Annotated in this window: 23 protein-coding genes; 18 read left to right on the forward strand and 5 right to left on the reverse strand. The window is 44.5% G+C overall.

All coding sequences use genetic code 11. The features are described 5' to 3' along the window. Positions 1-69 precede the first annotated feature (69 nt). Positions 70-1,248, reverse strand: coding sequence for an acyl-CoA dehydrogenase family protein (locus tag H4K34_RS10405; RefSeq protein WP_210757358.1), 1,179 nt, complete (start codon positions 1,246-1,248; stop codon positions 70-72). Between the two features lie 74 nt (positions 1,249-1,322). Here H4K34_RS10405 and H4K34_RS10410 point away from each other — a divergent pair, with 74 nt between their 5' ends. From H4K34_RS10410 to H4K34_RS10445, 8 genes are read left to right on the forward strand one after another with little or no spacing between them, the layout of a single operon-like run. Then, on the forward strand, positions 1,323-2,126 hold the full coding sequence (locus H4K34_RS10410; RefSeq protein WP_210757359.1) for a choice-of-anchor V domain-containing protein: 804 nt from the start codon (positions 1,323-1,325) through the stop codon (positions 2,124-2,126). A 15-nt stretch (positions 2,127-2,141) separates the two neighbouring features. Beyond that, positions 2,142-2,792 carry a DUF4271 domain-containing protein gene (locus H4K34_RS10415; protein ID WP_210757360.1) on the forward strand — a complete coding sequence of 217 codons (651 nt, stop codon included), beginning with the start codon at positions 2,142-2,144 and terminating at the stop codon, positions 2,790-2,792. 49 nt (positions 2,793-2,841) lie between these two features. Further along, positions 2,842-3,588: a uroporphyrinogen-III synthase gene (locus tag H4K34_RS10420; protein ID WP_210757361.1), complete on the forward strand. Its 747-nt coding sequence runs from the start codon at positions 2,842-2,844 to the stop codon at positions 3,586-3,588. 55 nt (positions 3,589-3,643) lie between these two features. After that, entirely contained in the window at positions 3,644-4,003 is a 360-nt protein-coding gene (gene rnpA / locus H4K34_RS10425) for a ribonuclease P protein component (protein WP_210757362.1), read from the forward strand. Between the two features lie 36 nt (positions 4,004-4,039). After that, positions 4,040-5,683 carry a S41 family peptidase gene (locus H4K34_RS10430; RefSeq protein WP_210757363.1) on the forward strand — a complete coding sequence of 548 codons (1,644 nt, stop codon included), beginning with the start codon at positions 4,040-4,042 and terminating at the stop codon, positions 5,681-5,683. Position 5,684: 1 nt separating this feature from the next. Then, positions 5,685-6,992 (forward strand): O-antigen ligase family protein, encoded by a 1,308-nt coding sequence (locus H4K34_RS10435; RefSeq protein ID WP_210757364.1) that lies wholly within the window; start codon positions 5,685-5,687, stop codon positions 6,990-6,992. A 33-nt stretch (positions 6,993-7,025) separates the two neighbouring features. After that, entirely contained in the window at positions 7,026-7,853 is an 828-nt protein-coding gene (locus tag H4K34_RS10440) for a glycosyltransferase (RefSeq protein WP_210757365.1), read from the forward strand. Further along, a complete protein-coding gene (locus H4K34_RS10445) occupies positions 7,853-9,097 on the forward strand; it encodes an oligosaccharide flippase family protein (RefSeq protein WP_210757366.1) in 1,245 nt (414 codons plus the stop codon). The genes H4K34_RS10440 and H4K34_RS10445 overlap by 1 nt, the downstream gene beginning before the upstream one ends. Here H4K34_RS10445 and H4K34_RS10450 read toward each other — a convergent pair. After that, entirely contained in the window at positions 9,087-10,121 is a 1,035-nt protein-coding gene (locus H4K34_RS10450) for a hypothetical protein (RefSeq protein WP_210757367.1), read from the reverse strand. The two genes, H4K34_RS10445 and H4K34_RS10450, sit on opposite strands and share 11 nt — an antisense overlap. 97 nt (positions 10,122-10,218) lie before the next feature. On the opposite strand from H4K34_RS10450, the gene H4K34_RS10455 reads away from it, so the two are divergent. The 6 genes from H4K34_RS10455 to H4K34_RS10480 are packed head-to-tail and all read left to right on the forward strand — an operon-like array spanning position 10,219 to position 17,021. Continuing rightward, entirely contained in the window at positions 10,219-10,764 is a 546-nt protein-coding gene (locus H4K34_RS10455; protein WP_210757368.1) for an acyltransferase, read from the forward strand. Next, positions 10,757-11,464: a cytidylyltransferase domain-containing protein gene (locus H4K34_RS10460; RefSeq protein ID WP_210757369.1), complete on the forward strand. Its 708-nt coding sequence runs from the start codon at positions 10,757-10,759 to the stop codon at positions 11,462-11,464. Before H4K34_RS10455 ends, H4K34_RS10460 begins: the two co-directional genes overlap by 8 nt. Next, on the forward strand, positions 11,442-13,292 hold the full coding sequence (locus H4K34_RS10465) for an N-acetylneuraminate synthase family protein (RefSeq protein WP_210757370.1): 1,851 nt from the start codon (positions 11,442-11,444) through the stop codon (positions 13,290-13,292). The genes H4K34_RS10460 and H4K34_RS10465 overlap by 23 nt, the downstream gene beginning before the upstream one ends. Before the next feature lies 1 nt (position 13,293). Next, on the forward strand, positions 13,294-14,664 hold the full coding sequence (locus tag H4K34_RS10470; protein ID WP_210757371.1) for a glycosyltransferase: 1,371 nt from the start codon (positions 13,294-13,296) through the stop codon (positions 14,662-14,664). A 22-nt stretch (positions 14,665-14,686) separates the two neighbouring features. After that, positions 14,687-15,778, forward strand: a complete 1,092-nt coding sequence (locus tag H4K34_RS10475; RefSeq protein ID WP_210757372.1) for a glycosyltransferase family 4 protein — start codon at positions 14,687-14,689, stop codon at positions 15,776-15,778. Next, complete coding sequence (locus H4K34_RS10480) at positions 15,753-17,021, forward strand: O-antigen ligase family protein (RefSeq protein ID WP_210757373.1); 1,269 nt, start codon at positions 15,753-15,755, stop codon at positions 17,019-17,021. Before H4K34_RS10475 ends, H4K34_RS10480 begins: the two co-directional genes overlap by 26 nt. On the opposite strand, the gene dnaG is transcribed toward H4K34_RS10480, so the two are convergent. Then, positions 16,993-18,954, reverse strand: coding sequence for a DNA primase (dnaG, locus tag H4K34_RS10485; RefSeq protein WP_210757374.1), 1,962 nt, complete (start codon positions 18,952-18,954; stop codon positions 16,993-16,995). The two genes, H4K34_RS10480 and dnaG, sit on opposite strands and share 29 nt — an antisense overlap. Before the next feature lie 155 nt (positions 18,955-19,109). Here dnaG and H4K34_RS10490 point away from each other — a divergent pair, with 155 nt between their 5' ends. Genes H4K34_RS10490 through H4K34_RS10505 form a run of 4 tightly spaced genes read left to right on the forward strand, consistent with a single transcriptional unit; the run spans position 19,110 to position 21,774 of the window. Continuing rightward, positions 19,110-19,571: a hypothetical protein gene (locus H4K34_RS10490; RefSeq protein WP_210757375.1), complete on the forward strand. Its 462-nt coding sequence runs from the start codon at positions 19,110-19,112 to the stop codon at positions 19,569-19,571. Positions 19,572-19,609: 38 nt separating this feature from the next. Beyond that, positions 19,610-20,734, forward strand: coding sequence for a serine hydrolase domain-containing protein (locus H4K34_RS10495; RefSeq protein ID WP_210757376.1), 1,125 nt, complete (start codon positions 19,610-19,612; stop codon positions 20,732-20,734). 13 nt (positions 20,735-20,747) lie between these two features. Further along, positions 20,748-21,134 carry a VOC family protein gene (locus H4K34_RS10500; RefSeq protein WP_210757377.1) on the forward strand — a complete coding sequence of 129 codons (387 nt, stop codon included), beginning with the start codon at positions 20,748-20,750 and terminating at the stop codon, positions 21,132-21,134. A gap of 25 nt (positions 21,135-21,159) precedes the next feature. After that, positions 21,160-21,774 (forward strand): hypothetical protein, encoded by a 615-nt coding sequence (locus H4K34_RS10505; protein WP_210757378.1) that lies wholly within the window; start codon positions 21,160-21,162, stop codon positions 21,772-21,774. 126 nt (positions 21,775-21,900) lie between these two features. On the opposite strand, the gene H4K34_RS10510 is transcribed toward H4K34_RS10505, so the two are convergent. Together H4K34_RS10510 and H4K34_RS10515 are read right to left on the reverse strand one after the other, a co-directional pair. Beyond that, a complete protein-coding gene (locus tag H4K34_RS10510) occupies positions 21,901-22,725 on the reverse strand; it encodes a mechanosensitive ion channel family protein (RefSeq protein WP_210757379.1) in 825 nt (274 codons plus the stop codon). Positions 22,726-22,744: 19 nt separating this feature from the next. Beyond that, on the reverse strand, positions 22,745-23,719 hold the full coding sequence (locus H4K34_RS10515; protein ID WP_210757380.1) for a polyprenyl synthetase family protein: 975 nt from the start codon (positions 23,717-23,719) through the stop codon (positions 22,745-22,747). Positions 23,720-23,722: the final 3 nt, after the last annotated feature.

The following is a 23,722-nucleotide window of genomic DNA, read 5'->3' on the forward strand; positions in this document are numbered from 1 at the left end:
GACATTGGATTCAAATAAAAAGCCCCGCTGGAAACAGCGGGGCTTTTTTGTGCTTGATAAAAGCAAATCTTATTTAAAAGCAGGGATGCCTGTTACATCCATACCGGTAATTAAGAGGTGAATGTCATGAGTTCCCTCATAAGTAACTACTGATTCGAGGTTCATCATGTGGCGCATAATGCTGTAATCACCAGTAATTCCCATGCCGCCTAACATCTGACGCGCTTCACGGGCAATTTTTAAGGCGATTTCTACGCTGTTACGCTTAGCCATGCTGATCTGCGCGCTGGTGGCTTTGCCCTCATTTTTAAGGGTTCCCAAGCGCCAAACCATTAATTGTGCTTTGGTGATTTCGGTAATCATCTCCGCCAATTTCTTTTGTTGCAATTGGAAGCCAGCAATCGGGCGATCAAACTGAATACGCTCTTTGGCATAGCGCAAGGCAGTGTCATAGCAATCCATAGCTGCACCTAAAGCACCCCAGGCGATACCATAACGCGCACTATCGAGGCAGCTCAATGGAGCACCTAAGCCACTGCGACCAGGTAAAATATTTTCTTTAGGAACCTTAACATTATCGAATACCAGTTCACCGGTAGCGCTGGCACGTAAACTCCATTTGTTATGAGTTTCGGGAGTGGTAAAACCTTCCATTCCGCGCTCCACGATTAAACCGTGAATTCGACCTGCTTCATCTTTAGCCCATACTACAGCTACATCAGCATAAGGAGCATTGGAAATCCACATTTTGGCACCATTCAGTAAATAGTGATCACCCATATCTTTAAAGTTGGTGATCATGCCACTTGGATTAGATCCAAAGTTGGGCTCGGTTAAACCGAAAGAACCTAAAAACTCACCGCTGGCCAATTTGGGAAGAAACTTGCGTTTTTGCTCCTCACTACCATAGGCATAAATAGGGTACATCACTAAGGAAGATTGAACGGAGCAAGTAGAGCGAACTCCAGAATCACCACGCTCAATTTCCTGCATCATTAAACCGTAGGAAATTTGATCTAAACCGGCACCACCATATTCCTCAGGGATATAGGGTCCAAAGGCGCCAATTTCGGCTAATCCTTTAATCAATTGCGTAGGGAATGCTGCTTTTTGAGCAAAGTCCTCGATGATAGGGCTTACTTCTTTTTTTACCCAATCGCGGGTAGCAGCTCTTACTAATTTATGCTCTTCCGACAGAAGATCATCTACGCCATAGTAGTCAGGCGACTCGAATAAATCACTAGCCATGAAATCAATTTTGAGCAAAAATAGGTATCCCGCTAAGAGAAATAAGCATATTTTTAGAACAAAATCTCTATAGTATGAAGAAAAAATACGCAGTATTACTCACTTTAGGACTAAGCGTTTTTGTTGCGCATCAGGCCTATACCAATGCGGGTGGGGCGCCATCCGGAAACAGTGGATCGCCCGCTAGTAACAATAATACCTGTGCCCGTGCCGGTTGCCATAGTGGTCCAGCCGCTGCAGGTCAAAGTATTAGTATTAGCACTGATATCCCCACCGCTGGATTTAAAGAAGACTCTATTTATCAAATTAGCATTACCGCCGATAATAATGCAGCAAGCTCAGATCGAATGGGCTTTATGGCTAGTGTAGAATCAACCTCTGGTCATGAAGGAAGCATTAGTATTACCGACGCTGCCCGTACCAAAAAAGCGGGAAGTTATATTACTCATACCAGTTCCGGAATCAGCGGAAGCGCAGGTACTAATACCTGGTCATTTGATTGGAATGCCGGTCAGGCTCCAGATCAAACTACCGTTTATGTTGCGGTTAATTTCACCAATTTTAATGGAAGTACTTCCGGTGATGTGATTGTAACGCAAAGCTTGAGTTTGGATAAAAACTTAGGTATTGGACAAGAGGAATTGGCAGTTCAAAAATTGGCGGCCTATCCTAATCCTGCTCAAAATGAAATCACCCTGGCTTCCGGTCAAGTATTGGAAGCACCATTCATGGCTATTGCCGCAGATGGTAAAATGGTGGAGCTTCAAGCGGAAGCCGATAACAATCAGCACGTGCGCTTAGATTTAAGTGAGCTACCAGCAGGTTTGTACATGATCCGCGATGCCCAGGGTCATCAAGTGCAAATCTCCAAGCTTTAAAAGTATCTTTGTCCCGTGGGGACAGCATTAAGTCACAGAGCCAGCGATTGGATCTTGATCATAAGTTTAGCGGCCGGAACCCTTGTGGTTCTGGCTCGCTATTTTAATGCTATGCGGGTAAATCAATTATTGCGCTTTCCCTGGCAATCGCAGGCCGATGAATTCAGCTTACAGTTTAATACTGGAAAGGTGGGGCTCAATGCCGATCGCCTGCTAATCATCAGTGCCTGGATATTTTTTCCCCTTCTAATTACCGCTCTGAAAATGAAGGGCGAAAGTGCGGCCATTCTCAATTACGATTGGGCGAGCTATTTCCGGATTTTATTGATTTCGGGCCTCTATCTGATCTTAAAATTATTGGTCGCCAGTGCAGTGGGTTATGCTTTTGAAAGAGAGGAAGAGATGTTTAAAGGGCAGAACCTGGCTCTGGCACATTTTACCTGGTTGGCCTTGGTGGGTGGGGCCCTTGCCTTTGTACTTTACTTTTTACCCTTAGGTTCTTGGCAGTTTTACCTTCTCCTTCTGCCGCTGGTCTTGGTTGGACTTATTTTCCTGATTCGTAGTGTACTTTATTGTCTGCGCATAGGCTTTAATACAAGCTATATTATTTTATACCTTTGCGCGCTGGAAATAATACCCTTGTTTTTCCTGTATAGCTTAGTTTGAAAGTCATCTAAGCTCTTAATATTCAAGGGTTAATAAAATTAGCTGCGCTGTGAAGGTAAAATCCATTCTGGTATCCCAACCCGAGCCTCAAACCGAAAACTCACCTTATTTCGACTTGGCGAATAAGTACAAGTTAAAGGTTGACTTTATTCCTTTCATTCACGTGGCAGGAGTTGATGTAGCTGAAGTCCGAAAGCAGAAAATCAATCTGGCCAATCATACGGCGGTAATCCTTACCAGTCGTAATGCCGTAGATCATTTTTTCCGTATTGCAGAAGAGATGCGCTACACTGTACCTAATGATTTGAAATACTTCTGTACTAGTGAAGCGATTGCCTACTATTTGCAGAAATACGTGGTTTACCGCAAGCGTAAGATTTACTTTGGTCAAAGTAAGTTTCAAGATCTCGTGCCTTTATTCAAAAAGCACAAGACCGAGAAATACCTTTTACCCACTTCCGATATTTTAAAACCTCAGGTTCCAGAAACCTTGGCTGAGTGCGGAGTAGATTATACTCGCGCCGTTCTGTACAATACCGTGAGTAGCGATTTGTCGCATTTGGCGGATGTGAAGTACGATATCCTGGTGTTCTTTAGTCCTTCAGGAATCAAGTCTCTTTTTGAGAACTTCCCTGATTTTGAGCAAGGCAATACCCGCATTGCTGGCTTTGGAAATACTACCCATAAGGCAATTGAGGAAGCAGGCTTAACGGTGAATATCAAAGCTCCATCGCCTAAATTGCCATCCATGACAATGGCGATTGAGCACTACATCAAAGAGATGAACAAGAAATAAGGCATTTTTATACCTTCAAGGCCGTCTCGGAATACCCAGGCGGCCTTTTTTGTTTATGGACCAAAGCTTTCCCCAAAATGAACGGCTGAAAAGCCCGCAGCGCATTTCCGAAATCTATACTTCGGGGACTAAGCTGAAGCATTCTTTCTTTTTACTCTTCTATTTAGCTGGGGAAGAGGAGCAAAGCCGCATTGCCTTTGCAGTGCCGAAGCGAAAAATCGCCTCTGCTGTAGGTCGAAATCGCATCAAGCGAAAGCTGAGAGAAATTTACCGCCTCCATAAAGAGGCCCTTCCCCAAGAGGCGCCGCAGGATTTTATTTTACTCTATCTGGGAGCAGCGGATGCCGACTATCAAAAGTTGGAAAAAGCCTACCTTAAACTCTGGGAGAAATGGCACAATGCGCCTAAGGTGTAGCCGTTTTACCTAAATTAGCAATCTTAGATTTCCCGCATGAAGAAATTGTACCGAAAGTCAGGTCGTTGGTTTGGGCTTTTGCTATTGCTGAGCTTCTCCTTCGCCTATCGGCCGGATTATTTTGAAATCAGTAAGCAGCTCGATATTTACACCAGTGTTTTTAAAGAGGTGAGCCTTTATTATGTGGATGATACTGATCCCGAAGAGCTTACCCAAAAGGCACTAAACTCCATGCTTTCGAGCCTGGACCCCTATACCAATTACATTCCCGAAGAAGCGGTGGAGGATTTTAAAATTCGCCAAACCGGGAATTATGGAGGTATTGGTGCATCGGTTGGGAATTATGAAGGTCAGATGTTGGTGACCACTATTTACCAGGGTTTTGGAGCGGATAAGGCGGGTCTTAAAGCCGGTGATATTATTCTGGAAGTAGATGGTGAGGATGTGGAAGATCGCAGTGAAGAGGCCTTGTCTGAAATGCTGAAAGGAGCTCCGGGGACCAAAACAAAGGTCTTAATTAAAAGAGGCGATAAAAATTTGAACCTCGAAATTGAACGCGAGGAAGTTCATCTAAAAGCAGTTCCTTTTGCCGGTCGGGTAAAGGATGGCTATGCCTATATCTACTTAAATAGCTTTACCCAAAATTGCAGCGCTGAAGTATTAAAGGCCTGGCAAGAATTAAAGGCGCAAGGTCCTTTGAAAGGTCTCATTCTCGATTTGAGAAATAATCCTGGAGGTCTTTTAAATGAGGCCATTGCCCTTACCAATTTGTTTATCCCAAAAGATAAGCCGGTGGTTTTAACCAAAGGAAAATTGGAAGAATGGCAAAAGACTTATAAAACGCCCAAACAAGCTTTTGATAAGGATTTGCCGGTAGCGGTTCTCATTAATTCCGGTAGTGCTTCGGCCTCTGAAATTGTAGCCGGAACTTTACAGGATTATGATCGCGGCATTATTGTAGGTCGTCGTTCTTTTGGTAAAGGTCTGGTGCAAGAATCCCGGATGTTGCCCTATGGAGCCCAACTAAAGGTGACCATCGCCAAGTATTATACCCCCAGTGGTCGTTTGATTCAAGCGATTGATTATGCGGAGCGCGCTGAAGATGGTTCCGTAGTAAAGATTCCTGATTCCTTGCGAAGTGAGTTTAAAACGCAAAATGGACGGACCGTTTTAGACGGTGGTGGGATAGACCCCGATATTGAAACTCCTAGTGAGGAAGCCAGCGATTTAATAGTGGCTCTGTTTCAACAGATGCATTTCTTTGATTTCGCTACAGATTACTATCGTAGTCATCCGGAAATTGCCCCCGCCTCTGACTTTAAAGCAGATGATGCTTTATTCCGTGAATTTGAAGCTTGGCTCAAAACGCGCGACTTTAAGTTTGACACCCATACCGGTAGGATTTTAAAACGCTTGCAGAAGGCCACAGAACAAGATGGTTTTGATGGCGCTTTGGCTTCGCAAATGCAGAGTCTGGAAAGTGCTTACGAAAAGGAAAAGGCCCAGGAATTAGAGCGAAATAAGACCGTGGTATTGGAGCTTTTGCAAGAAGAGATAGTAGCACGATATTATTACGATAGTGGTAGATTGGCCAATGCCTTGGGTCATGATAAAGACATTGCAACTGCCTTGGAGTACCTTGCTAATCCTGAAAAGTACCAAGCTATTTTAAAGCCTTAAAATGCCTCAGCTTTCCCGCTATTGGTCCTTTCTGTTTTTTGCCAGTTTGGGGTATTATACCCTGCTTTTACCTTGGCAAGTGCAGTGGCTGCCAGTAACTTTGGGAATTATGCTGAGTGGTTTGTTTTGGCTCTTAAGTGCCGACTTCCGCTCTAAGCTTCAAAACCTATCCGGTAATAAATACGCTGCATTTCTTTTTGCCAGTTTTCTGATTGTAGTCCTGGGCTCCATGCATTCGGCAGAACAAGAGCAAGCCTCCAAAGAAGTATTTTCGAAACTGCCATTTTTAGTTTGGCCCTTGATGCTGGGGAGTGTAAAAGCTCTGGAGAAAAACCGCATGGAGCAGATCCTGCGCATTTTTGTGCTCTCCACCGCAGTATTGGTTTTAGTTTCTTTCGGATACGCCTTTTATCGCTATCAACAGTTTTCGGATCCGGTGGTCTTTTATTTCGCAGATTTACTGATCCTCACTAAGGTGCCGCCGCATTATTTAGGCATGTATGTAACCTTTGCCTATGCGCTTTTAATGTATCGTCTGATCCGCGGAACCCCACTTCTACCCAAAATTTGGCTTAATGCCTTCATCCTTTGTTTGTTTATTCTGGCGATTATTTTCATTTGGGTTCGGATGCAATATTTGCTCTTTATCCTGGTCAATGCTTTTTTGGTAGGACAGTATATCAAAGCCAAGAAAGGGAAGAAGGTAGCCTATGCCGCTTTTGCGATGTTTACCCTGTTTTTCAGTCTGCTGCTATTAGCCATTCCTGGCAGTAGAAGCCGCCTGCTCGACACTTACAATGAACTACGCTCATTCGAGCAAATGGTGGAAAACAAGCAAACCAATCCCCGTAAGTTTTTGTGGAGTGAAGGGGTAGAGGTTATTGCAGAGCATTTCTGGATGGGCGTTGGAACCGGCTCAGAGAATACGGCCCTCAATGAAAAGCTCGAAAAGGTGGATGCTATCTTTTGGGATGGTAAGCATACCTATCAGCTTTATGAAATGCGCTTCAATTACCACAATAGCTTTTTGCAGGTCTTTGCCGCCAATGGAGTTTTTGCCTTTGCCCTTTTCTTGATTTTACTCTTTTACCCACTCTTTGATATTCGCAAGCATCCCTATCGGACCGAGGTTCGTCTCTTTTTAGGAATTTGCATTTTGAGCTTTATTACCGAGAGTATGCTCGAACGCCAGGCTGGAGTACTTTTCTTTAGCTTCTTTTATGCCCTTTTACTGGCCATGCCCCATACTAAAAGTCAGGACTTAAAGCCGCGCCGACCCGCTCTTGAAGCAGAGTCGGAGAAAGCCTGATTTTACTTCTACCTTTGTTGCAGCCTTATAGCCATGACCAAAGCCTTTAGTGTAATTCTACCTTTCTACCGTGGAGATCAGCCGGAGCAGTTAAATGCGGCGATTCAAAGCTTGGTGGATCAAAGCCTGAGGGCCCAGGAAATTGTTTTGATTCAAGATGGTCCGGTTCCAGCCGCGCTTAGCGATTTGGTTGCGAAATGGCAGGTCGAGTACCCCGAAATCAAAACGGTAATCTTGGAGAAAAACCAAGGGCTGTCTCAGGCGCTAAATGCTGGAATTAAAGCAGCCAGATATGAATGGTTGGCCCGCATGGATGCGGATGATATTTGTTTACCCGATCGCTTTGAAAAACAATGGGCATTAATTGAGGAACAACCCGAACTGGCCATTTTAGGCTCTTGGATAGAGGAGTACGATGAGCAGATGGAAAAGCCATTGTCCATTCGGCGATTACCCGAAAAGCATGCAGATATTATCGGCTATGCTCGTTGGCGCTGTCCCTTTAATCACATGACCGTGATGTACCGTAAATCAGTAGTTATTGCCTTGGGCATGTATGCAGATTATGGGGCCGTGGGTGATGATTATGAGCTTTGGGCGCGCTTCTTAATGAAAGGCTATCGCTCCGCAAATATTCAGGAGGTCTTGGTAAAGGCTCGGACCGGTAATGCAATGTTTTCGAAGCGCCGTCGAGGTTGGAAATACCTGAAGCATGAACTGCAGGAAATCCGTGATCTCTATCGTTTAGGACTCTTAAAACCCTGGCATTTCGTTTTTCATGTTACTTTAAAAACAGTGGTTCGCCTGGCGCCACCCTTTATGGTGAAATGGATTTATAAAGGAATTCGCAAAACCAGCTAATGCAGCGCCTCGGTCGGAATATCGGATTTATGGGCCTTTCGCAGGCGGCTAATTATCTGCTGCCGCTGGTTACCCTGCCTTTTATTACCCGGATTGTTGGTCCTGATAATTATGGACTGATTGAATTCGCTACCGTTACTGTCCTTTATTTTTCCGCGCTGGTTACTTATGGGTTTACCTTTACCGGCACTCGTAAGATTGCCGAATTAGGCGAATCCCATCATCGAATTTCCAAGGTTTATTCGGTAGTGATGCAATCGAAATTATTGCTGCTACTGCTAAGTACCCTTCTTTTCATTCTACTATTATTCCTGGTGCCCGAGTATGCTACGGAAAAGAAGCTGATGATCTTCGCCTTTCCCTTTGTGATAGGCTGGGGCCTTTATCCTGATTTTCTATTTCAAGGTCGGCAGGATTTAGGGGTCATCGCCTTAGCCAATTTGGGTATCAAAACGGTAGGAGCCGTGCTTATTCTTAGCCTTTTACGCGAGCCGGAAGATTATCCGCTGGTAGTGGGGATTAATTCCATAACTCAAATAGCCGCAGCAGCAATTACCCTTTGGTATGCCCATTATCGTTATAAATGGCTCCATTTTCAATGGCAGGCCTGGCGCATGGTAAAGGCCTATCTCAAAAGCGGCTTTTACATTTTTGCTTCGCATTTCTTTACTCGGGTTTACACCTTTGGTAGTATCCTCTTTTTAGGCTTTATCCTCGCCGAAAGGGAATTGGGGCTTTTCGCCGCTGCCATGAAGCTTATTACCGTAGGGCAAAGCTTTCTCTTTACTCCAGTTGGTAGTGCGCTTTATCCCCATTTAGCTCAAAAGCTTAAGGATGATCCTGCCAGCTATTTCAAAGAAAGACGTCGATTTTTGGGCTATCTCCTGGCCCTTAGTGCCCTGCTTTCAATAGTGCTGATCGTCGGTCAGGATTTTTGGGTACGATTGCTTTTTGGTGCAGCCTATGAGGAAGCGGCTCCGGCATTGGCCTTAATGGCTCCAGTGATGGTATTTACGGCTTTAAGTCATTTTGGAATGAAGCAGGGCTTAATGGTGCTCAAGGCAGATGGATGGAATTTCCGCATTGTACTGATCACCGGATTGGCTTCTATTGCCTTTAATTATTTCTTTATCGAATGGATGGGGATGATAGGAGCCGCTTGGGCCAAATTGGCGCTCGAAGCTTTACTGGCGATCCTCAGTCTCTACTATTTTCAAAAGGCGGTGCAGCGTTTTAAGCGCTAAAATAGTCTCGCAGAAAAGCGGCCTCTCTTACACTCTCAAAGCCCCAATAGTCGGCGGTCGCGGCTCTTTGTTCCGCACTAATATCCATTCGTAATTCGGAGAAAAGCTGTGAAAAATAAGCACGTTCGGCAGCCACTCGCTCCTTTACAGATCCGGCTGAACCTCCCGCTTCAAAGCGTTTCAATTCCTTGAGATTGGAAGCCTTTTGGTCGATTTGCTGTTGGAAGATATAATGCGGTTTGTTGAGGTATACACAAAAGCCGGTTTGGGTACCCATACCATTGCTCATGGTGAGGTCGGCCAATTCGATATGGCTGCGCTGTCGCGCGATGAAATGCCGATCGAAACGATGACCGGCGGTAACCAAATGAAATCCCTCAGCCCGATAAGCTGCTACTTTATCCGGATCTCGAGCATCTAAATAATAGAGGCAAATCAACACCGAATCAAAATCCTTTGCTACACCTTTAATTTCACTAATCAATTCCTGATCGTTGAAACCGGCCTTCACATTTTTCATGCTGTGAAAGGGGTATACTAAGAGCGTTTTTCCCAATCGCGCTTTCAATTTTACTTGTTCCTCTGCTTCCAAAATAGAAGAAGCATAATGGATATAGGGGCCGATCGCCAGGCTTTCCTTATTGGGGATTTTAGCCGCTAAGATTTCACGACGCTGTTCGCTGAGCGTAATGATTCTAGGAAAATGCCAATGAAATTGATCAGGATGAACAATTCCGCCTAAAAAAAGTCCGTGCTCCATATAGGCTCTCAAGTCACTTTTGATACCCGCATATTTTTTCAGGTAGGAAGCGTAGCCATAGAGATTGTTATCTATCACTCTTTCTTCCGGACCAAAGGCAATGTCCTGCGAAAGTTGCTCAATATCAAAAAGATCAATTTTTCTTCTACGTTCAATTTCAGCGTCCACGGCCTTGCCTTTTTGCCAGCGGTAGGCATAAAACATGGATTTTTCCAGCAGGGGCTGGGAGGCTATAAAGCGCTTTAATTGGTCTTTGGCCGACAAAAGAAAATTTTGCTCGAAGATAATCCGGTTTTAGGAAATTGGAGGCTTTCGGGCTCCCCGTACCTTCTTTGTACCTTTGCCGCCAATATTTGGAGCCATGAGCCAGTTACGGCAACATTTAAAATACGGATTCGGCCAAAAATGGCGGGCCTTTCGCCAAAAACGCCGACTCTCTCATTTAGGTTCACGCGTGTGGATTGATAAGAATGTGGAGCTGATGCGTTACCCCATTAATATCCGCATTGAGGATGAGGTGGTACTTAAGGAAGGCGCTCGTATTTGTGCTTGTAATGATCGAGCGAAAATCAGTATTGGTGCTCGCACCACCATTGGTTACCATAATTTCATCTTCGCCAGTGCGGGAATTGAAATTGGCTCCGATTGTTTGATTGCCCCCTTTGTTTATTTGGTCGATTCAGATCATGGGATTCAAAAAGATCAGTTGATTAATCAGCAACCAAATCAAACAGCCCCTATAAAAATTGCTAATGGCGCTTGGATAGCCAGTAATGTCACCATCCTCAAAGGAGTGGAGATTGGCGAAGGCGCGGTGATTGCAGCCAATTCCGTGGTGAACCGGAATGTTCCCGCTTTCGAAATTTGGGGTGGTAGCCCCGCTAAAAAGATTGGGGAGCGTGAATAATTCTCAAGCCGCCGTAATTCTCGCTCGCTACTCCTCCTCCCGATTACCGGGAAAGGCCCTCATGGAAATCGCCGGAAAACCGGTACTTCAGCATATTGTAGATCGTTTAAAAAGCCTGCTCAAAGCAGAGCAGATTATTTTAGCAACCAGCGATTTAGCTTCTGATGATGCCTTAGAAGATTTTGCCGCTAAAGCGGGAATTGCCTGCTATCGCGGAAGCTTGGAAAGGGTGGGAGAACGTTTTTATGCCGCCGCCAAACAAAGCGGATGCGATTATGCCATGCGCATTAATGGCGATAATATTTTTCTGGATCCGGCCTTGGTGGAGCATTTAATGCAAGCGGCAAACACTGGTAAATACCGTTTCTTAAGTAATGTGAAAGGCCGTTCCTTTCCCAAGGGAATGAGCGTTGAAATGGTAGAAATGGATTTCTATCAGCAAAAGCTAGAAGGCATTAAAGCCGACCCTTATTGCAATGAGCATGTAATGGTTTGCCTGTATGAAGAGGAGGCTCCGCCCGATCATTATTATTGGCAAAACGATATTTTACCCGAGGCCGCCGGTATTCAACTGGCCCTCGATACCCCTGAAGACTTTGAGCGTAGTCGCTATATGCTGGAGCAGATGCCCGCCGGTCACTACGATTTGAATACTACTTTTGAGTACTATCGCAACTATGAAGAATCTCTTAAAAGGTAAGCACGGACCTTTATTAATCGCCGAAATTGGTGGAAACCACGAAGGTGATTTTGAATACGCAAAGAGCCTTTGCCAATTGGCCATCGACACCGATGTAGATTTGGTGAAGTTTCAAATTTATACCGGAGATACCCTGGTTTCTCGCCTGGAAAGTCCTACCCGAAACCAACATTTTAAGAAATTCGAGTTAAGCAAAGAGCAGCATTTGGAATTGGCCAAAATGGTTACCGATGCGGGCTTGATGTACACTTCCTCCGTTTGGGATTTGGAGGCCATGAAATGGATTGACCCCTATATCCCCATCTATAAAATTGGTTCTGGCGACCTTACCGCCTATCCGGTGCTACGTGAAACCGCCGCTTTAGGCAAGCCCATGATTATTTCTACCGGCCTATCTACCGAAGCCGAAGTTTTAGAAGCGGTGAGCTTTATTCAGAATTGCAATCCGATTTACAAAGACCCTTCGATGTTGGCGGTATTGCAGTGCACCAGTATGTATCCCATAAATCCCGGCGATGCGCATCTATCGGTAATGCAAAGCTTTAAAGAAAAGACGGGTCTTTGTGTGGGATATTCGGATCATACCGAAGGTGCCAAAGCCCTGCATTATGCAGTGGCCATGGGTGCCGAAGTATTGGAATTCCATTTTACTGATGAAAGAGAAGGGAAAAGCTTCCGCGACCATAAGGTATCGCTAATGCCCAATGAGGTGAAGGAGCTTATCCAAGAGATAAAGTTGATTCAGGCTTATCAAGGAGAAGGCGAGAAAAAGCCCACCCAAATTGAGTTGGATAATGGGCATGAGCTTTCCTTCCGCCGAGCGGTTTATCCCAATCAAGATCTTAAGGCCGGAACGGTATTGTCTGCGGAAAATTTAACCGTATTGCGTCCGAACCATGGTATTGATGCCCGTCATTTTGATAGCCTTATCGGGAAGCGACTTTTAAAGGATGTACAGGCCCATCAAAAATTAGAAACAGAAATGATTGATGGCTGGCAAAGTGAAGCCAGCTGCCCCCTTTGTAAGTCCGAGGTAAACAATTTGGTTTCAGCACTGGAGGCTAAGCCCGAAGGTGAAACTACCTATCTGCCGGAAGGCATGGCCTATTATCGTGAAATTCGCCACTGCGCCCATTGCGGCGTGTATTTCAATGCCCATAATTACGATCTCTTTACGGAGGAGTTTTATGCCGGCGAGTATAATTCGGCCATCGAAGAAGGGAAATTACAAGGTCGCTTTGAGCGGGTGATTAATCTACCGGAAGGTCAATCTGATAATCGCCTGCGAGTGCAGCGTATTATCCAATATTGTGAACTGGCATTGCCTACAGCTTTGAGTTCATTGAGAGGATTGGATGTAGGCTCAGGCACTGGCGTGTTCCCTTATGAGCTTTCCAAGCATATTGGCCAGATGAATGCTGTGGATCCCGATGGATTATCAGTAAAGCTGATGGGCAATAATCTGGACATTGAGAATATTTGGCATGGCAGCCTGAAGGATGTGCCTGCTCATGAGAAATTTGATTTGATCAGCTTTAATAAGGTTTTAGAGCATGTGCAGGATCCGGTGCAAATGATGGCTCAGGCTAAAGATTATCTGAAACCCGGTGGGGCAGTTTATGTAGAATTGCCTTTTGCCGAGGGCATCATTAAACGTGGCGCCCAAATGGAGCGAGCCGAATTTTTTATAGAGCATTATACCACTTTCCCGCATAATGCATTCCGCTATTTACTGGAAGAAGCAGGTTATCAAATTCAATTGCAGAAGGATATTCTGGAGCCTAGCGGCAAGGAAACGATTTACGGATTTGCAGTGATAAAGGAATAAGATGAGTCCATTAGTTTCGGTATACATTACCAATTACAATTACGAGCGTTTTATTCGCGAATCCATCGAAAGTGTATTGGCGCAAAGCCTGCAAGATTTCGAGTTAATCATCATCGACGATGGCTCTACCGATGCCAGTCGGGATATTATTGAAGAGTATCGCGAGCGCCCGGAGGTGACCATTATTTATCAGCAGAACAAAGGCCTTAACATCACCAATAATGTGGCGATGCGCGTGGCCAAGGGTAAATACCTCATGCGCTTGGATGCGGATGATTATTTGGTGCCCGAAGCATTGGAGAAAATGGTAGCCCCATTAGAGGCTGATCCCGAATTAGGACTGGTATTTCCAGACTATTATTATGTGGATGCCGAAGGGCATATCACCGGCGAAGAACGTCGCCATAATTTTGAAAAGGAGGTAAGCCTCTACGATCAACCGGCCCACGGAGCTTGTACCATTATACGCCTGAGCTTCCTCAAGAAAATTGGTGGCTATAATGAAAGTTTCACTTGCCAGGATGGCTATGATCTGTGGTTGAAGTTCATCATTCACTATTCGGTGAAAAATGTAAATGAGCCACTATTCTATTACCGTCGTCATGGTTCTAACCTCACCACCAATGAGGAGCGAATTCTTGAGACCCGTCGTGCCATTAAGGAAACCTTTTTAGACCTCAGCAATATTGAAAGCAGCACCCTAGCGGTAATTCCCGTGCGGAATAGCAAAATTAAAGGGGTGTCGATCCCACTTTATGATTTGGGTACCGAAACCCTGCTTTCATTGAAGGTGAAAAAATTGCTGGAAGCCCGCAGTACCCAGCGGGTATATCTTATTTCGGAAGATGCTGAAATATTGAGCTACGCCCGCAGCACTTTTGGCGATCATCAAAATGTGGTGGTATTGGAACGTCCCAGTCGATTGGCAGGACCCAACCAAACTTTGGGTGAAACAGTAAAATTGGCGACGCATCACGCGGAAGCGGAAAATTTAAACTACCGATTTGTAATGACCGCCGCTTTGGATTTCCCTTTTGTAGAAGCCGAAATTTTTGATGATGCGGTAAACACCGTAGAGCTCTTTAAGTCCGATTCGGTACTTAGCGTTCGTCCCGATAATAAGGCCTATTACCGCCATACTGGTCATGGCTTGCAGGCCATTTTAGACCAGGAGAAATTTACCCGTATCGAAAGGGAAGCTTTGTATCGTGCTGCAGGTGGGGTGATGGTGGCAACCCGCGATAGCTTTGCGAAGAATGGTAAGATCAATGCCGGTAGAATGAGTCATGTGGTGGTGGATGAAAACACCGCCTTTGGTATATTTTCAGATTTCGATTTTCAGATATTTAAGTCTTTAATGAGCGTAAATTAGCAGGGCATTTTTGCTTGGGTACATGGAAGAAATAATAGCGAAATACTCCGCTTATCTTGCTCCGGTTTTGGCCTTTGCCATTACCTATTTCTCCATTCCGGCCATTATTCGCCTAAGCTTGGTAAAGAAACTTTACGATCAACCGGATGAGCGTAAAAAGCATAATGCTCGCATTTCCCCTTTAGGAGGAATGGCCATTTTCGGAGGTATGATCATCAGCTTTGTATTCTGCACGGCTCATTTATCCAATCCGGCGCTCAACTCCGTTTTAGTGGGTCTTTTTGTGCTCTTCATAACGGGAGTTAAGGACGATCTCTATCCTCTGGTTCCCTATAAAAAGATGCTGGGGCAATTGCTGGCCGTGGCGGTGGTGGTTATCCAGGGTGATGTGCGCCTGGTTAGCTTTTACGGTCTCTTCGGAGTTAATGAGCTTCCTTATGCCATTAGCGTGGCTCTGAGTATTGTTTTCTTTTTGGGGATCATCAATTCCTTTAATTTCATTGATGGGATCAATGGCCTCAGTGCCGGTATAGGGGTAGTGATTAGCGTAACTTATGCAGTGGTTTTCGACTATCTCCATAATGACCTCTTCTTGATTTTAGCCCTCTGCATTGTAGGTTCACAATTGGCCTTTTTGCGTTTCAATTTGGTGAATGCCAAAATCTTCATGGGTGATTCGGGTTCCATGATCTTGGGCTTCCTGGTAGCCTTATTGAGTATTTCCTTCTTGCAGATAAATGAGCTGAGTGAGCAATTCTTATTGAAGAAAATTGATGCTTTGGTCTTTGCTTTTGCGGTGATGATTATTCCGGTGGTAGATACCATTCGCGTGGTGTTTATCCGACTTTTCATTTTGCGCCGTTCTCCCTTTGCGGCCGATCGCAATCATATTCATCATGCCCTATTAGACATCGGCCTAAGCCATGTGCAAGCCAGCTTAAGCCTGATGGCTATAAATGTTTCCTTTGTGGTTTTGGCCTATTTTCTAAACGATTATCTCCGTGCCACCTATCTCTTTATAAGTCTATCTTTGTTGGCCTTGCTACTTTCGCAATTGCCATTTATAATCAAACGCCAACAAAAGCGACTTGGGATTTACAAGCCATCTACCTAAATTAAATAGCGCGCCGGCTCGTTTTGAGCTCTTAATTGCCGCGCTCTTGTTTAGCCTGCCTCTGGGTCAGGAGGGCTTAACCAATATTTTGCTTTTCGCGCTCTTTATTCAGAGTCTTATTGCCTATCGTTGGCCTCAATGGAGTGAAGGTTTTAAGGATCCGATTTGGATTTTATCGGCCTTGTTTTATGCTTATTTATTCTTGAGCATCACCTGGGCTGAAGATCAGGCTGGGGGTCTGCGGCAAATGGAAACCAAAACCGCCTTTTTATTGGCGCCCTTATTCATTTTGGCGGGGCGGAAATTATGGCCTAGTACCAGTCGGGAATTTGCTTTAAAGGCATTTTGGTGGGGCTGTATGGTAGCCATGTTATGGGCCCTTTCCAATGCGGCCATCCGATCCTGGGAAGCCGGTGCTTTGTATATCACTCATGAAGCGGGTAGACGCTATTTTTTCGCTTATACCCATTTAGCCTCTCCTTTGATGCATCCGGGTTATTTGGCGGCCTATTTAGGCTTGGGGCTCTTTGCGGCGGTGGAATTGCAGGATAAGGCGAAGAAGAATTGGCAGTGGATATACCGTCTTTCTATAGTGTTCTTGATCGTTTTTATGGTGCTCTTACAAGCGCGGATAAACCTGATTGCCCTGTTTATGGTAATTGGTTTGGCCGCTCTGTTTTTGGCCTGGCAACGCAAGGCGTATATCTGGTTAGGACTTCCGCTCTTGCCCATCCTGGCATTAGGCTTATTCATGGGACTGGCATCTGAGGATATGCAAAAGCGCTATTTTCAGGTACCAGATTTTGATTATGATATATCGGGTACAGACTTTAATAGTGCCACCTATCGATTGGCAGAATGGAAATGTGCAACTGAAGTTATCGAATCTAATTTTTGGTACGGAACCGGCATTGGCGATAATCGCCAGGCTTTATTCGATAGTTACGAAGCCAATCATTTTTGGGAAGGTCTGAATAAGGGCTATAATGCCCATAACCAATATTTGGAAACGATGATCGCAGGAGGGCTGCCAGCGGTGGTTTTATTGACCTTACTGCTCTTGTACTATACCTATCGTGCTTTAAAGCAGATGGATTTCTTGGCCCTGAGTGGATTATTGTTTTTGATGATCAGTTTGAGTACTGAATCGATGTTTGAGCGAGTATGGGGAGTTTTGATTTTCACCCTCTTTTTCCCCTTCCTTTTAATGCGGTCTAAAGAATCCGATTCAACTGCTTATTGATTTCGATTTTCAAGCGGGTTAATTGCTGCGCAGTAGCCAGGGCATTAGGATCGGTAGAGGTGCCATTTTTAAAGGCTTCCTGAATTTCAGCAATTAATTGACCAATCTTCTTTTCCTTAAATCGAAGTACAGATTCCATGGCATAGGACTTTAGATAGGCATCCTTGTCCGGCGGATAAATACGTTTACGTTTCCAATCGTGCAGCTCCGGTTCATCGGCAATTAAATCGACCACCAAGTTCATGCGGGCCGGATATTCGCCACGCAGAAATTCTTCGGGCAGGGCCACCCTTTCTTCCTCATTAAAAACTTTAATGAAGTGATGGAGAATGGATTGCAATTCGGGATGTTCGAAGTCGAGTTCGTCATGAGTAAGCTCGGTGAGGATATACTCGCAGATGCTTTCTTTTTCACTGCCTTCTGTTTCTACCGGTTCTCCGTATTCATTTACAACTTCCTCAAAATTGAATTCTGTAGTACCATGATTCAATAAAAGACTGGTCAGTGCTTTTTCCTGAACAAAAAGAATAGAGTCTTCGAGGCCTTTGGCTTCGGGCTCTACCACTTTCATGATTTCCTCTTCCCTTAAACCGCGTTCTTCACGGCGCTGGCGCTGCTGTTCTTTTTCGAGCTTAGTAGCTCTAATTTGCCCTAATTCGCTGAAGAGAATGCGCTCTTCCATTTCGAGCATGCGGGCCGTTTCCTGAACGTAGGCACTGCGCTCCAATTCATCGGGAATAAGAGCGATGCTCTGCACCATTTCGCGCGCTGCCTTTGCTTTGGATAAGGGATCGTTTCCAGCATCAGAAAGTAAGAGGCTGGCTTTAAAGCGCAGGAAGTTGTGCTTTTCTTCACTTAGGAAGTCGGTAAGCTCCTTTTGGGAATTATTCCGCGCAAAGGAATCGGGGTCTTCACCTTCGGGGAATAAGACCGTTTGCACGTGCATTCCCTGCTCGAGAATTAAATCGATTCCGCGCAAGCTGGCTTTGATACCCGCGGGGTCACCATCGTACAGTAGCGTGATATTGCGGGTGAAACGCTTCACCAATAAAATCTGATCCACCGTAAGGGCGGTTCCAGAACTGGCCACCACGTTTTTAACTCCGGCTTGATGCAGACTTACTACATCGGTATAACCTTCAACCAAAAAGCATTCATCGGCCTTGGCAATGGCTTGCTTCGCCTGATAAATACCGTAGAGAATTTTACTCTTATGGTAGATTTCCGATTCGGGGGAGTTGAGGTATTTAGCGGTTTTAGCGTCCTTTTTCAGAACTCGGCCACCAAAGCCTAAAACCCGACCGGTATGACTTAAAATCGGGAACATTACCCTTCCGCGGAAGCGATCCGATTTACGCTCGCCATCTACCTTGGTTAAGCCTACCTGCGACAGGTATTCGAGCTGATAGCCTTTGTCTAGGGCATGTTGGGTAAACACTTCATAGCCTTCGTGACTATAGCCTAGTTGAAAGTCTTTGATGCTTTCATCCGTAAAGCCGCGTTCTTTGAAATAGCTTAGACCGATGCTGCGACCGGTTTCATTATTCCATAGTTGATCCTGGAAATACTCATTGGCAAATTGGTTTACCAGGAAGAGACTTTCACGGGTATCGCGCTTGGCCCTTTCTTCATCGCTCTGACCGCTTTCAACAATTTCAATATTGTATTTCTTGGCCAGGAATCGTAGTGCCTCAGGGTAGGTGAACTGCTCATGTTCCATCAAGAAGGTAACCACGCTTCCGCCTTTGCCACTACTGAAATCTTTGAAGATTTGTTTGGCTGGCGAAACCATAAAGGAAGGGGTCCTTTCATTGGAAAAGGGACTGAGGCCTTTGAAGCTGGAGCCCGCCTTTTTTAAGGTAATGAAATCACCAATCACCTCCTCAATACGAGCGGTGTCAATGATTTTTTGAATGGTTTCCTGAGTGATCATGAGCCTGTAAAAGTACCAAATCTATAGATGCTTCATGGAGCTCGGAAATGTCTTGATTGGACTCAAATTTTATAAATTGGCAGGGAATGCGGCTGGCTTTCGAGATCAGACAGATTCTTTTTCCTTAAAGCTATCAATCTGTATAAATTATTGCAATGAGTATCGCTTTCAGAATCTTTGTAGTAGGATTTGTCCTAGTCATGTTTACCGCTTGTAATGATTCATCTGAATTAGAAATAGAAAATCAAGCATTAAGCGAACAGGTAGATAGTTTAATGACAGCATTGGATCAGCAAAAGCAGAGTTTCAGTTTTCAAACTGTTCGTCCGCTATTGCTGCCAATGAAAGCGGCAGATACGCTTGGATCTAAGTTAAACTATGCCATTTTGCTACAAGCAGCTACCATGGTTCGCGAAGGGCGAGCTCTTGATTTCAAAATTGAAGCATTTTCTAAAGCCGATAATTCTTTTGAGATACTAAATAGGAACGGATTGGATATACTAAGTATTGATTCCGACTTAGCCAATGAAGATACCATTCGATTGAAGCTCTTTTATTTTGATCCCGACTCATTAGTGCCAGGTTTTGTGTTTGAAACCGATTTAGAGCTGAATTGACTGAAGTCCTTTCGGATTTGATTTCAACTATTAACACGATGGCCCCGAGTTCAAAGCTTTCTACACTACTTATAATTAGCCTGCTTTTTGGGTTTGCCCAGGCTCAATCCATAAATGATGAATTTCAAATGGTATTGGATTCCACATTCCATTCCCACCCAAAAGCGATTGGAATTCAAGTGGCCATTGTAGCAAATGATCCAAGCTTAAACTGGAATTCGGCTGTTGGCTTTAGTTCAGTCAAAAAGCAGGAAGCATTAGGTGATTACCAAGCTTGTTTGATTGCAAGCAATACCAAAACTTATGTAGCTGCTGCGGTATTGAAATTGGTAGAATTAGGTCAGCTGAAGCTGGATGATTCTATCGGTTCCTTGTTAAGTGAGGATACCCGAAATTTACTGGAAGAGACGGGCTATAAAACTGATTCGATTAGCATTCGGAATCTACTTTCCCATAGTTCGGGAATTCGCGACTATGTAGATATCCATTATTTGGACTTGGTAAATGAAGATCCCCAATATGCTTGGTCTAGAGACGAGCAAATTGAATTGGCGATGCAAGCGGGAGGTCCACTGGCGCCTCCTAACCAGGTCTTTCAATACGGAGATATCAATTACCTTTTGGCAACGGAGATTATTGAAAGGCTGCAGGGAAAGCCCTTTTATACTGCCATTCGGGAACTTTTGGGTTTTGAGGAGTTGGGTTTGAAATCAACCTGGTTTTATCCGCTCGAAGCCTATCCAGTAGAACAGGGTTCTATAGCTCATCAATATTGGGCAGAAGCAAATTGGGATTCGGATGCGATGAATCCATCCTGGGATTTGTTTGGCGGGGGTGGATTGGCAGCGAATGCTTTTGAAATGGCCATCTTTTATCAAAAGCTGTTTAGTGCCGCTATTATTCGTGATACTAACCTTTTGGCTGAAATGACACAACCGGTGCTCCCCGAATCCAACTACGCTTTAGGTCTTCGCAGGATAGCCTTTCACGGTCGCACTGCCTATTACCATGGCGGCTTTTGGGGGACGGATGTAATGTACTTGCCCGACTATCAATTAAGCATCGCAGTAGTGTGTTTGGAAAAAGATCAAAGAGACCTAAATGCAGAGCTTAGTGAGGCCTTGGTATTGCGCATTGAGGCTTACCTTCGAAACTCGAAATAAGACAAATTGAAAAATGAAATTCGCCTACACCATTTTATACGTTCCCAATGTGCAAGAAAGCCTCAACTTTTACCAGCGGGCTTTTGGTTTTGAAATCAAGTTTGTGAGTCCGCAAGGAGATTATGGCGAACTGATTAGCGGTGAAACCACCTTGTCTTTTGCTTCCAATGAATTGGGAGAAGCTAATTTTAAGCAAGGCTTTCAAAAGGCGGATGGCCAAACAAAACCCTGGGGCGTAGAATTGGCCTTTAGCAGTGAAGAAGTAGAAGCTGATTTCCAAAGGGCATTAGAAGCTGGCGCCACTTTATACGAGGAAATCAAGCAAAAACCCTGGGGCCAGAAAGTAGGCTATTTACGAGATTTGAATGGTTTCTTGATTGAGATGTGCAGCCCGATGTAGTTTATAAGATCTAAGCGTTTCGAGAATGTCACTATACCAGACCCTGATTTCTCTCTCAAGAATTTTGCAATTAGATTTTCTGCAAAGTTTTGGGATTTACTCCATCGTGTATTTTATCCTAAGGCTTTTTTGGAAGGATGCTCGCTTAAAGGTCTTTGATGCTTATGCCGTAAAAGCCTTTGTATACTTAGGCCTGACCTGGTTTCTGCTATGGCTGATAGGCGATTTTGTTTACTATTTTCAAGTTCTCGATGAAGCGGGGCAGGAAGAGTTTCGATCCGAATTAGTGGGCAAATATTTCTTTCTTTTTTGGCTTCAGGCACTCCTTTGGTTACTCATCACGCAGGCCTTTCGCTGGAAGAGACTCTCTCGGTATTTATTGATCAGGATATTGGCAGGCTTAAGTTTTGTATTTAGCATTGAGAGACTCGTCATAATTATAACCAGTTTGCATCGGGATTACTTAGCTAGTTCATGGAAACTCTTTGGCGAACCCTTTAGTTTCGAAGTTATTTTAGGAAGCGATTCTATAATTCTTAGTCAAATTTTTAGGCTATGTCTTTATATCGCCTGCACTTTCCTGATTATCGGAATAGAAAAAGCCATTAGCAAGTGGAAACCCAATCCCGCTAATGGCTAAATGCTTTAGTAGTCTATATCAGTAGAAAGAAATGTAGTCTGTTGGTTCCGAAGCGATAAACAAAATTCCTTGTACCGCTCCAATCTACCGTCTATCGTCTAAAATCTATCGTCTTATCCCCAACTACTACTTCGTCCGGTCCTCCACCAAATGAAGATCCATTTGTGGGAATGGAATGCCCACTCCGGCGCCATCAAAGGCTTTCTTAACCTTTTCGTTCAGGCCGTTGAGTACGTCCCAGTAATCACCATTGGTAGTCCAGGCACGCAGGCGGATGTTAACACTGCTATCGGCTAAGGCTTCCACGAAAATGGTTACGCCTTTGTCTTCCAGAAAGCGATTTTCCGCACCAGCGATTTCATGTAAAATAGCTTTGGCTTTATCGATATCATCACCATAACCAATACCAAAGGTCATATCTAAACGACGGGTGCTGTTATAGCTGTAGTTTACAATGGAGTTATTGGAAAGGCTGCCATTGGGAACCATAATTTCCTGGCCGGTAGGCGTGGTTAGGAAGGTGTAGAAAATTTGAATTTCGCGAACGGTACCTGATACACCGGCGCCTTCAATGAAATCGCCCACTTTAAAGGGCTTAAGAATCAAGATTAATACCCCACCGGCGAAATTGGAAAGGGAACCTTGTAAGGCTAAACCCACCGCTAAACCGGCCGCACCTAATACGGCTACAAAAGAGGTCATCTCAATGCCTACCATGCCAGCAATAGAGATAATCAACATCACTTTTAATGCGGCATTGATCAAGGAACTTAGGAAAGGAACCAGACTAGCATCCACCTCACGCTTGGTCATGGTTTTGCGGAAGGTATTCGAGATGCGCTTAATTACAGATAAACCAATAATCAAAACGATTACGGCTAAAACCAATCGACCGCCATAGGTGATGATCAGATCCCAACTTTGACTTAAGAGTTCCTGTGCTTTTTCCATGATAGGGGTTTTGTTTAGGTTATTTGCTTCGCTGAATAACGTATTCGGCGAGTTCAAGTAAAGAATTTTTGGCCGGAGAATCAGGGTATTGATCTAAAATTTGCAGGGCTTTTTGGTAGTAATTTTCCATCTGTTCGGAGGCATATTCGATGCCCCCGGAATTACGTACCATGGCCATTACCTGTTCTACTTTTTTACGATCGTGATTGTAGCGTTTAACTACGCGAATCATAAATTTTTTATCGGCAGGCTCTGCTGTGCGAAGCGCATAAATCAAGGGCAAAGTCATTTTTTGCTCCTGTATATCAATACCGGTGGGTTTGCCAGTTTTGGCACTTTGCTGAAAATCGAAAAGGTCATCCTTAATCTGGAAGGCAATACCCAAGTATTCGCCAAAGAGGCGCATCTTTTCAATTTCTTCCTTATCCGAATTTACCGAAGCAGTACCCACGGCGCAGCAAGCGGCAATTAGGCTGGCGGTTTTTTTGGTGATGATATCGAAATAAACTTTCTCATCAATATCCAATCTGCGAGCCTTTTCAATTTGAAGCAATTCCCCCTCACTCATTTCTTGCACCGCAGTGCTAATGAGCTCTAGTAATTGATGCTCTTTATTTTGGACGGAAAGTAAGAGTACACGAGATAAAAGGTAATCGCCTACCAAAACCGCAATTTTGTTTTTCCAAAGGGCATTGAGGGAGAAAAATCCTCGGCGCATATTGGAGTCATCCACCACATCATCATGCACCAGGGTGGCAGTATGCATAAGCTCTACCAGGGCTGCTCCACGATAAGAAGAATCGCCGATATCGCCCTGCAGTTTAGCGCTTAGGAAAACCAGCATGGGGCGCAATTGCTTGCCCTTACGTTTAACGATGTAATAGGTAATGCGATCGAGCAAGGCCACCTTGGAAGCCATATAGTCGCGAAACTTAGGCTCAAAGGCCTTCATTTCTTCCTGGATCGGCGCTTGTATCTTTTTGAGGCTCGACATTCT

This window comes from Croceimicrobium hydrocarbonivorans (genome assembly GCF_014524565.1).
Lineage (GTDB): Bacteria > Bacteroidota > Bacteroidia > Flavobacteriales > Schleiferiaceae > Croceimicrobium > Croceimicrobium hydrocarbonivorans.

Bases quoted from the DNA above. Each gene is read 5' to 3' on its own strand.
- H4K34_RS10470 (WP_210757371.1), top strand. From the start codon at position 13,294: ATGAGTCCATTAGTTTCGGTATACATTACCAATTACAATTACGAGCGT.
- H4K34_RS10410 (WP_210757359.1), top strand. From the start codon at position 1,323: ATGAAGAAAAAATACGCAGTATTACTCACTTTAGGACTAAGCGTTTTT.
- H4K34_RS10515 (WP_210757380.1), bottom strand. From the start codon at position 23,719: ATGTCGAGCCTCAAAAAGATACAAGCGCCGATCCAGGAAGAAATGAAG.
- dnaG (WP_210757374.1), bottom strand. From the start codon at position 18,954: ATGATCACTCAGGAAACCATTCAAAAAATCATTGACACCGCTCGTATT.
- H4K34_RS10475 (WP_210757372.1), top strand. From the start codon at position 14,687: ATGGAAGAAATAATAGCGAAATACTCCGCTTATCTTGCTCCGGTTTTG.
- H4K34_RS10500 (WP_210757377.1), top strand. From the start codon at position 20,748: ATGAAATTCGCCTACACCATTTTATACGTTCCCAATGTGCAAGAAAGC.
- H4K34_RS10405 (WP_210757358.1), bottom strand. From the start codon at position 1,248: ATGGCTAGTGATTTATTCGAGTCGCCTGACTACTATGGCGTAGATGAT.
- H4K34_RS10440 (WP_210757365.1), top strand. From the start codon at position 7,026: ATGACCAAAGCCTTTAGTGTAATTCTACCTTTCTACCGTGGAGATCAG.
- H4K34_RS10455 (WP_210757368.1), top strand. From the start codon at position 10,219: ATGAGCCAGTTACGGCAACATTTAAAATACGGATTCGGCCAAAAATGG.
- rnpA (WP_210757362.1), top strand. From the start codon at position 3,644: ATGGACCAAAGCTTTCCCCAAAATGAACGGCTGAAAAGCCCGCAGCGC.
- H4K34_RS10510 (WP_210757379.1), bottom strand. From the start codon at position 22,725: ATGGAAAAAGCACAGGAACTCTTAAGTCAAAGTTGGGATCTGATCATC.
- H4K34_RS10505 (WP_210757378.1), top strand. From the start codon at position 21,160: ATGTCACTATACCAGACCCTGATTTCTCTCTCAAGAATTTTGCAATTA.
- H4K34_RS10490 (WP_210757375.1), top strand. From the start codon at position 19,110: ATGAGTATCGCTTTCAGAATCTTTGTAGTAGGATTTGTCCTAGTCATG.
- H4K34_RS10445 (WP_210757366.1), top strand. From the start codon at position 7,853: ATGCAGCGCCTCGGTCGGAATATCGGATTTATGGGCCTTTCGCAGGCG.
- H4K34_RS10465 (WP_210757370.1), top strand. From the start codon at position 11,442: ATGAAGAATCTCTTAAAAGGTAAGCACGGACCTTTATTAATCGCCGAA.
- H4K34_RS10435 (WP_210757364.1), top strand. From the start codon at position 5,685: ATGCCTCAGCTTTCCCGCTATTGGTCCTTTCTGTTTTTTGCCAGTTTG.
- H4K34_RS10430 (WP_210757363.1), top strand. From the start codon at position 4,040: ATGAAGAAATTGTACCGAAAGTCAGGTCGTTGGTTTGGGCTTTTGCTA.
- H4K34_RS10495 (WP_210757376.1), top strand. From the start codon at position 19,610: ATGGCCCCGAGTTCAAAGCTTTCTACACTACTTATAATTAGCCTGCTT.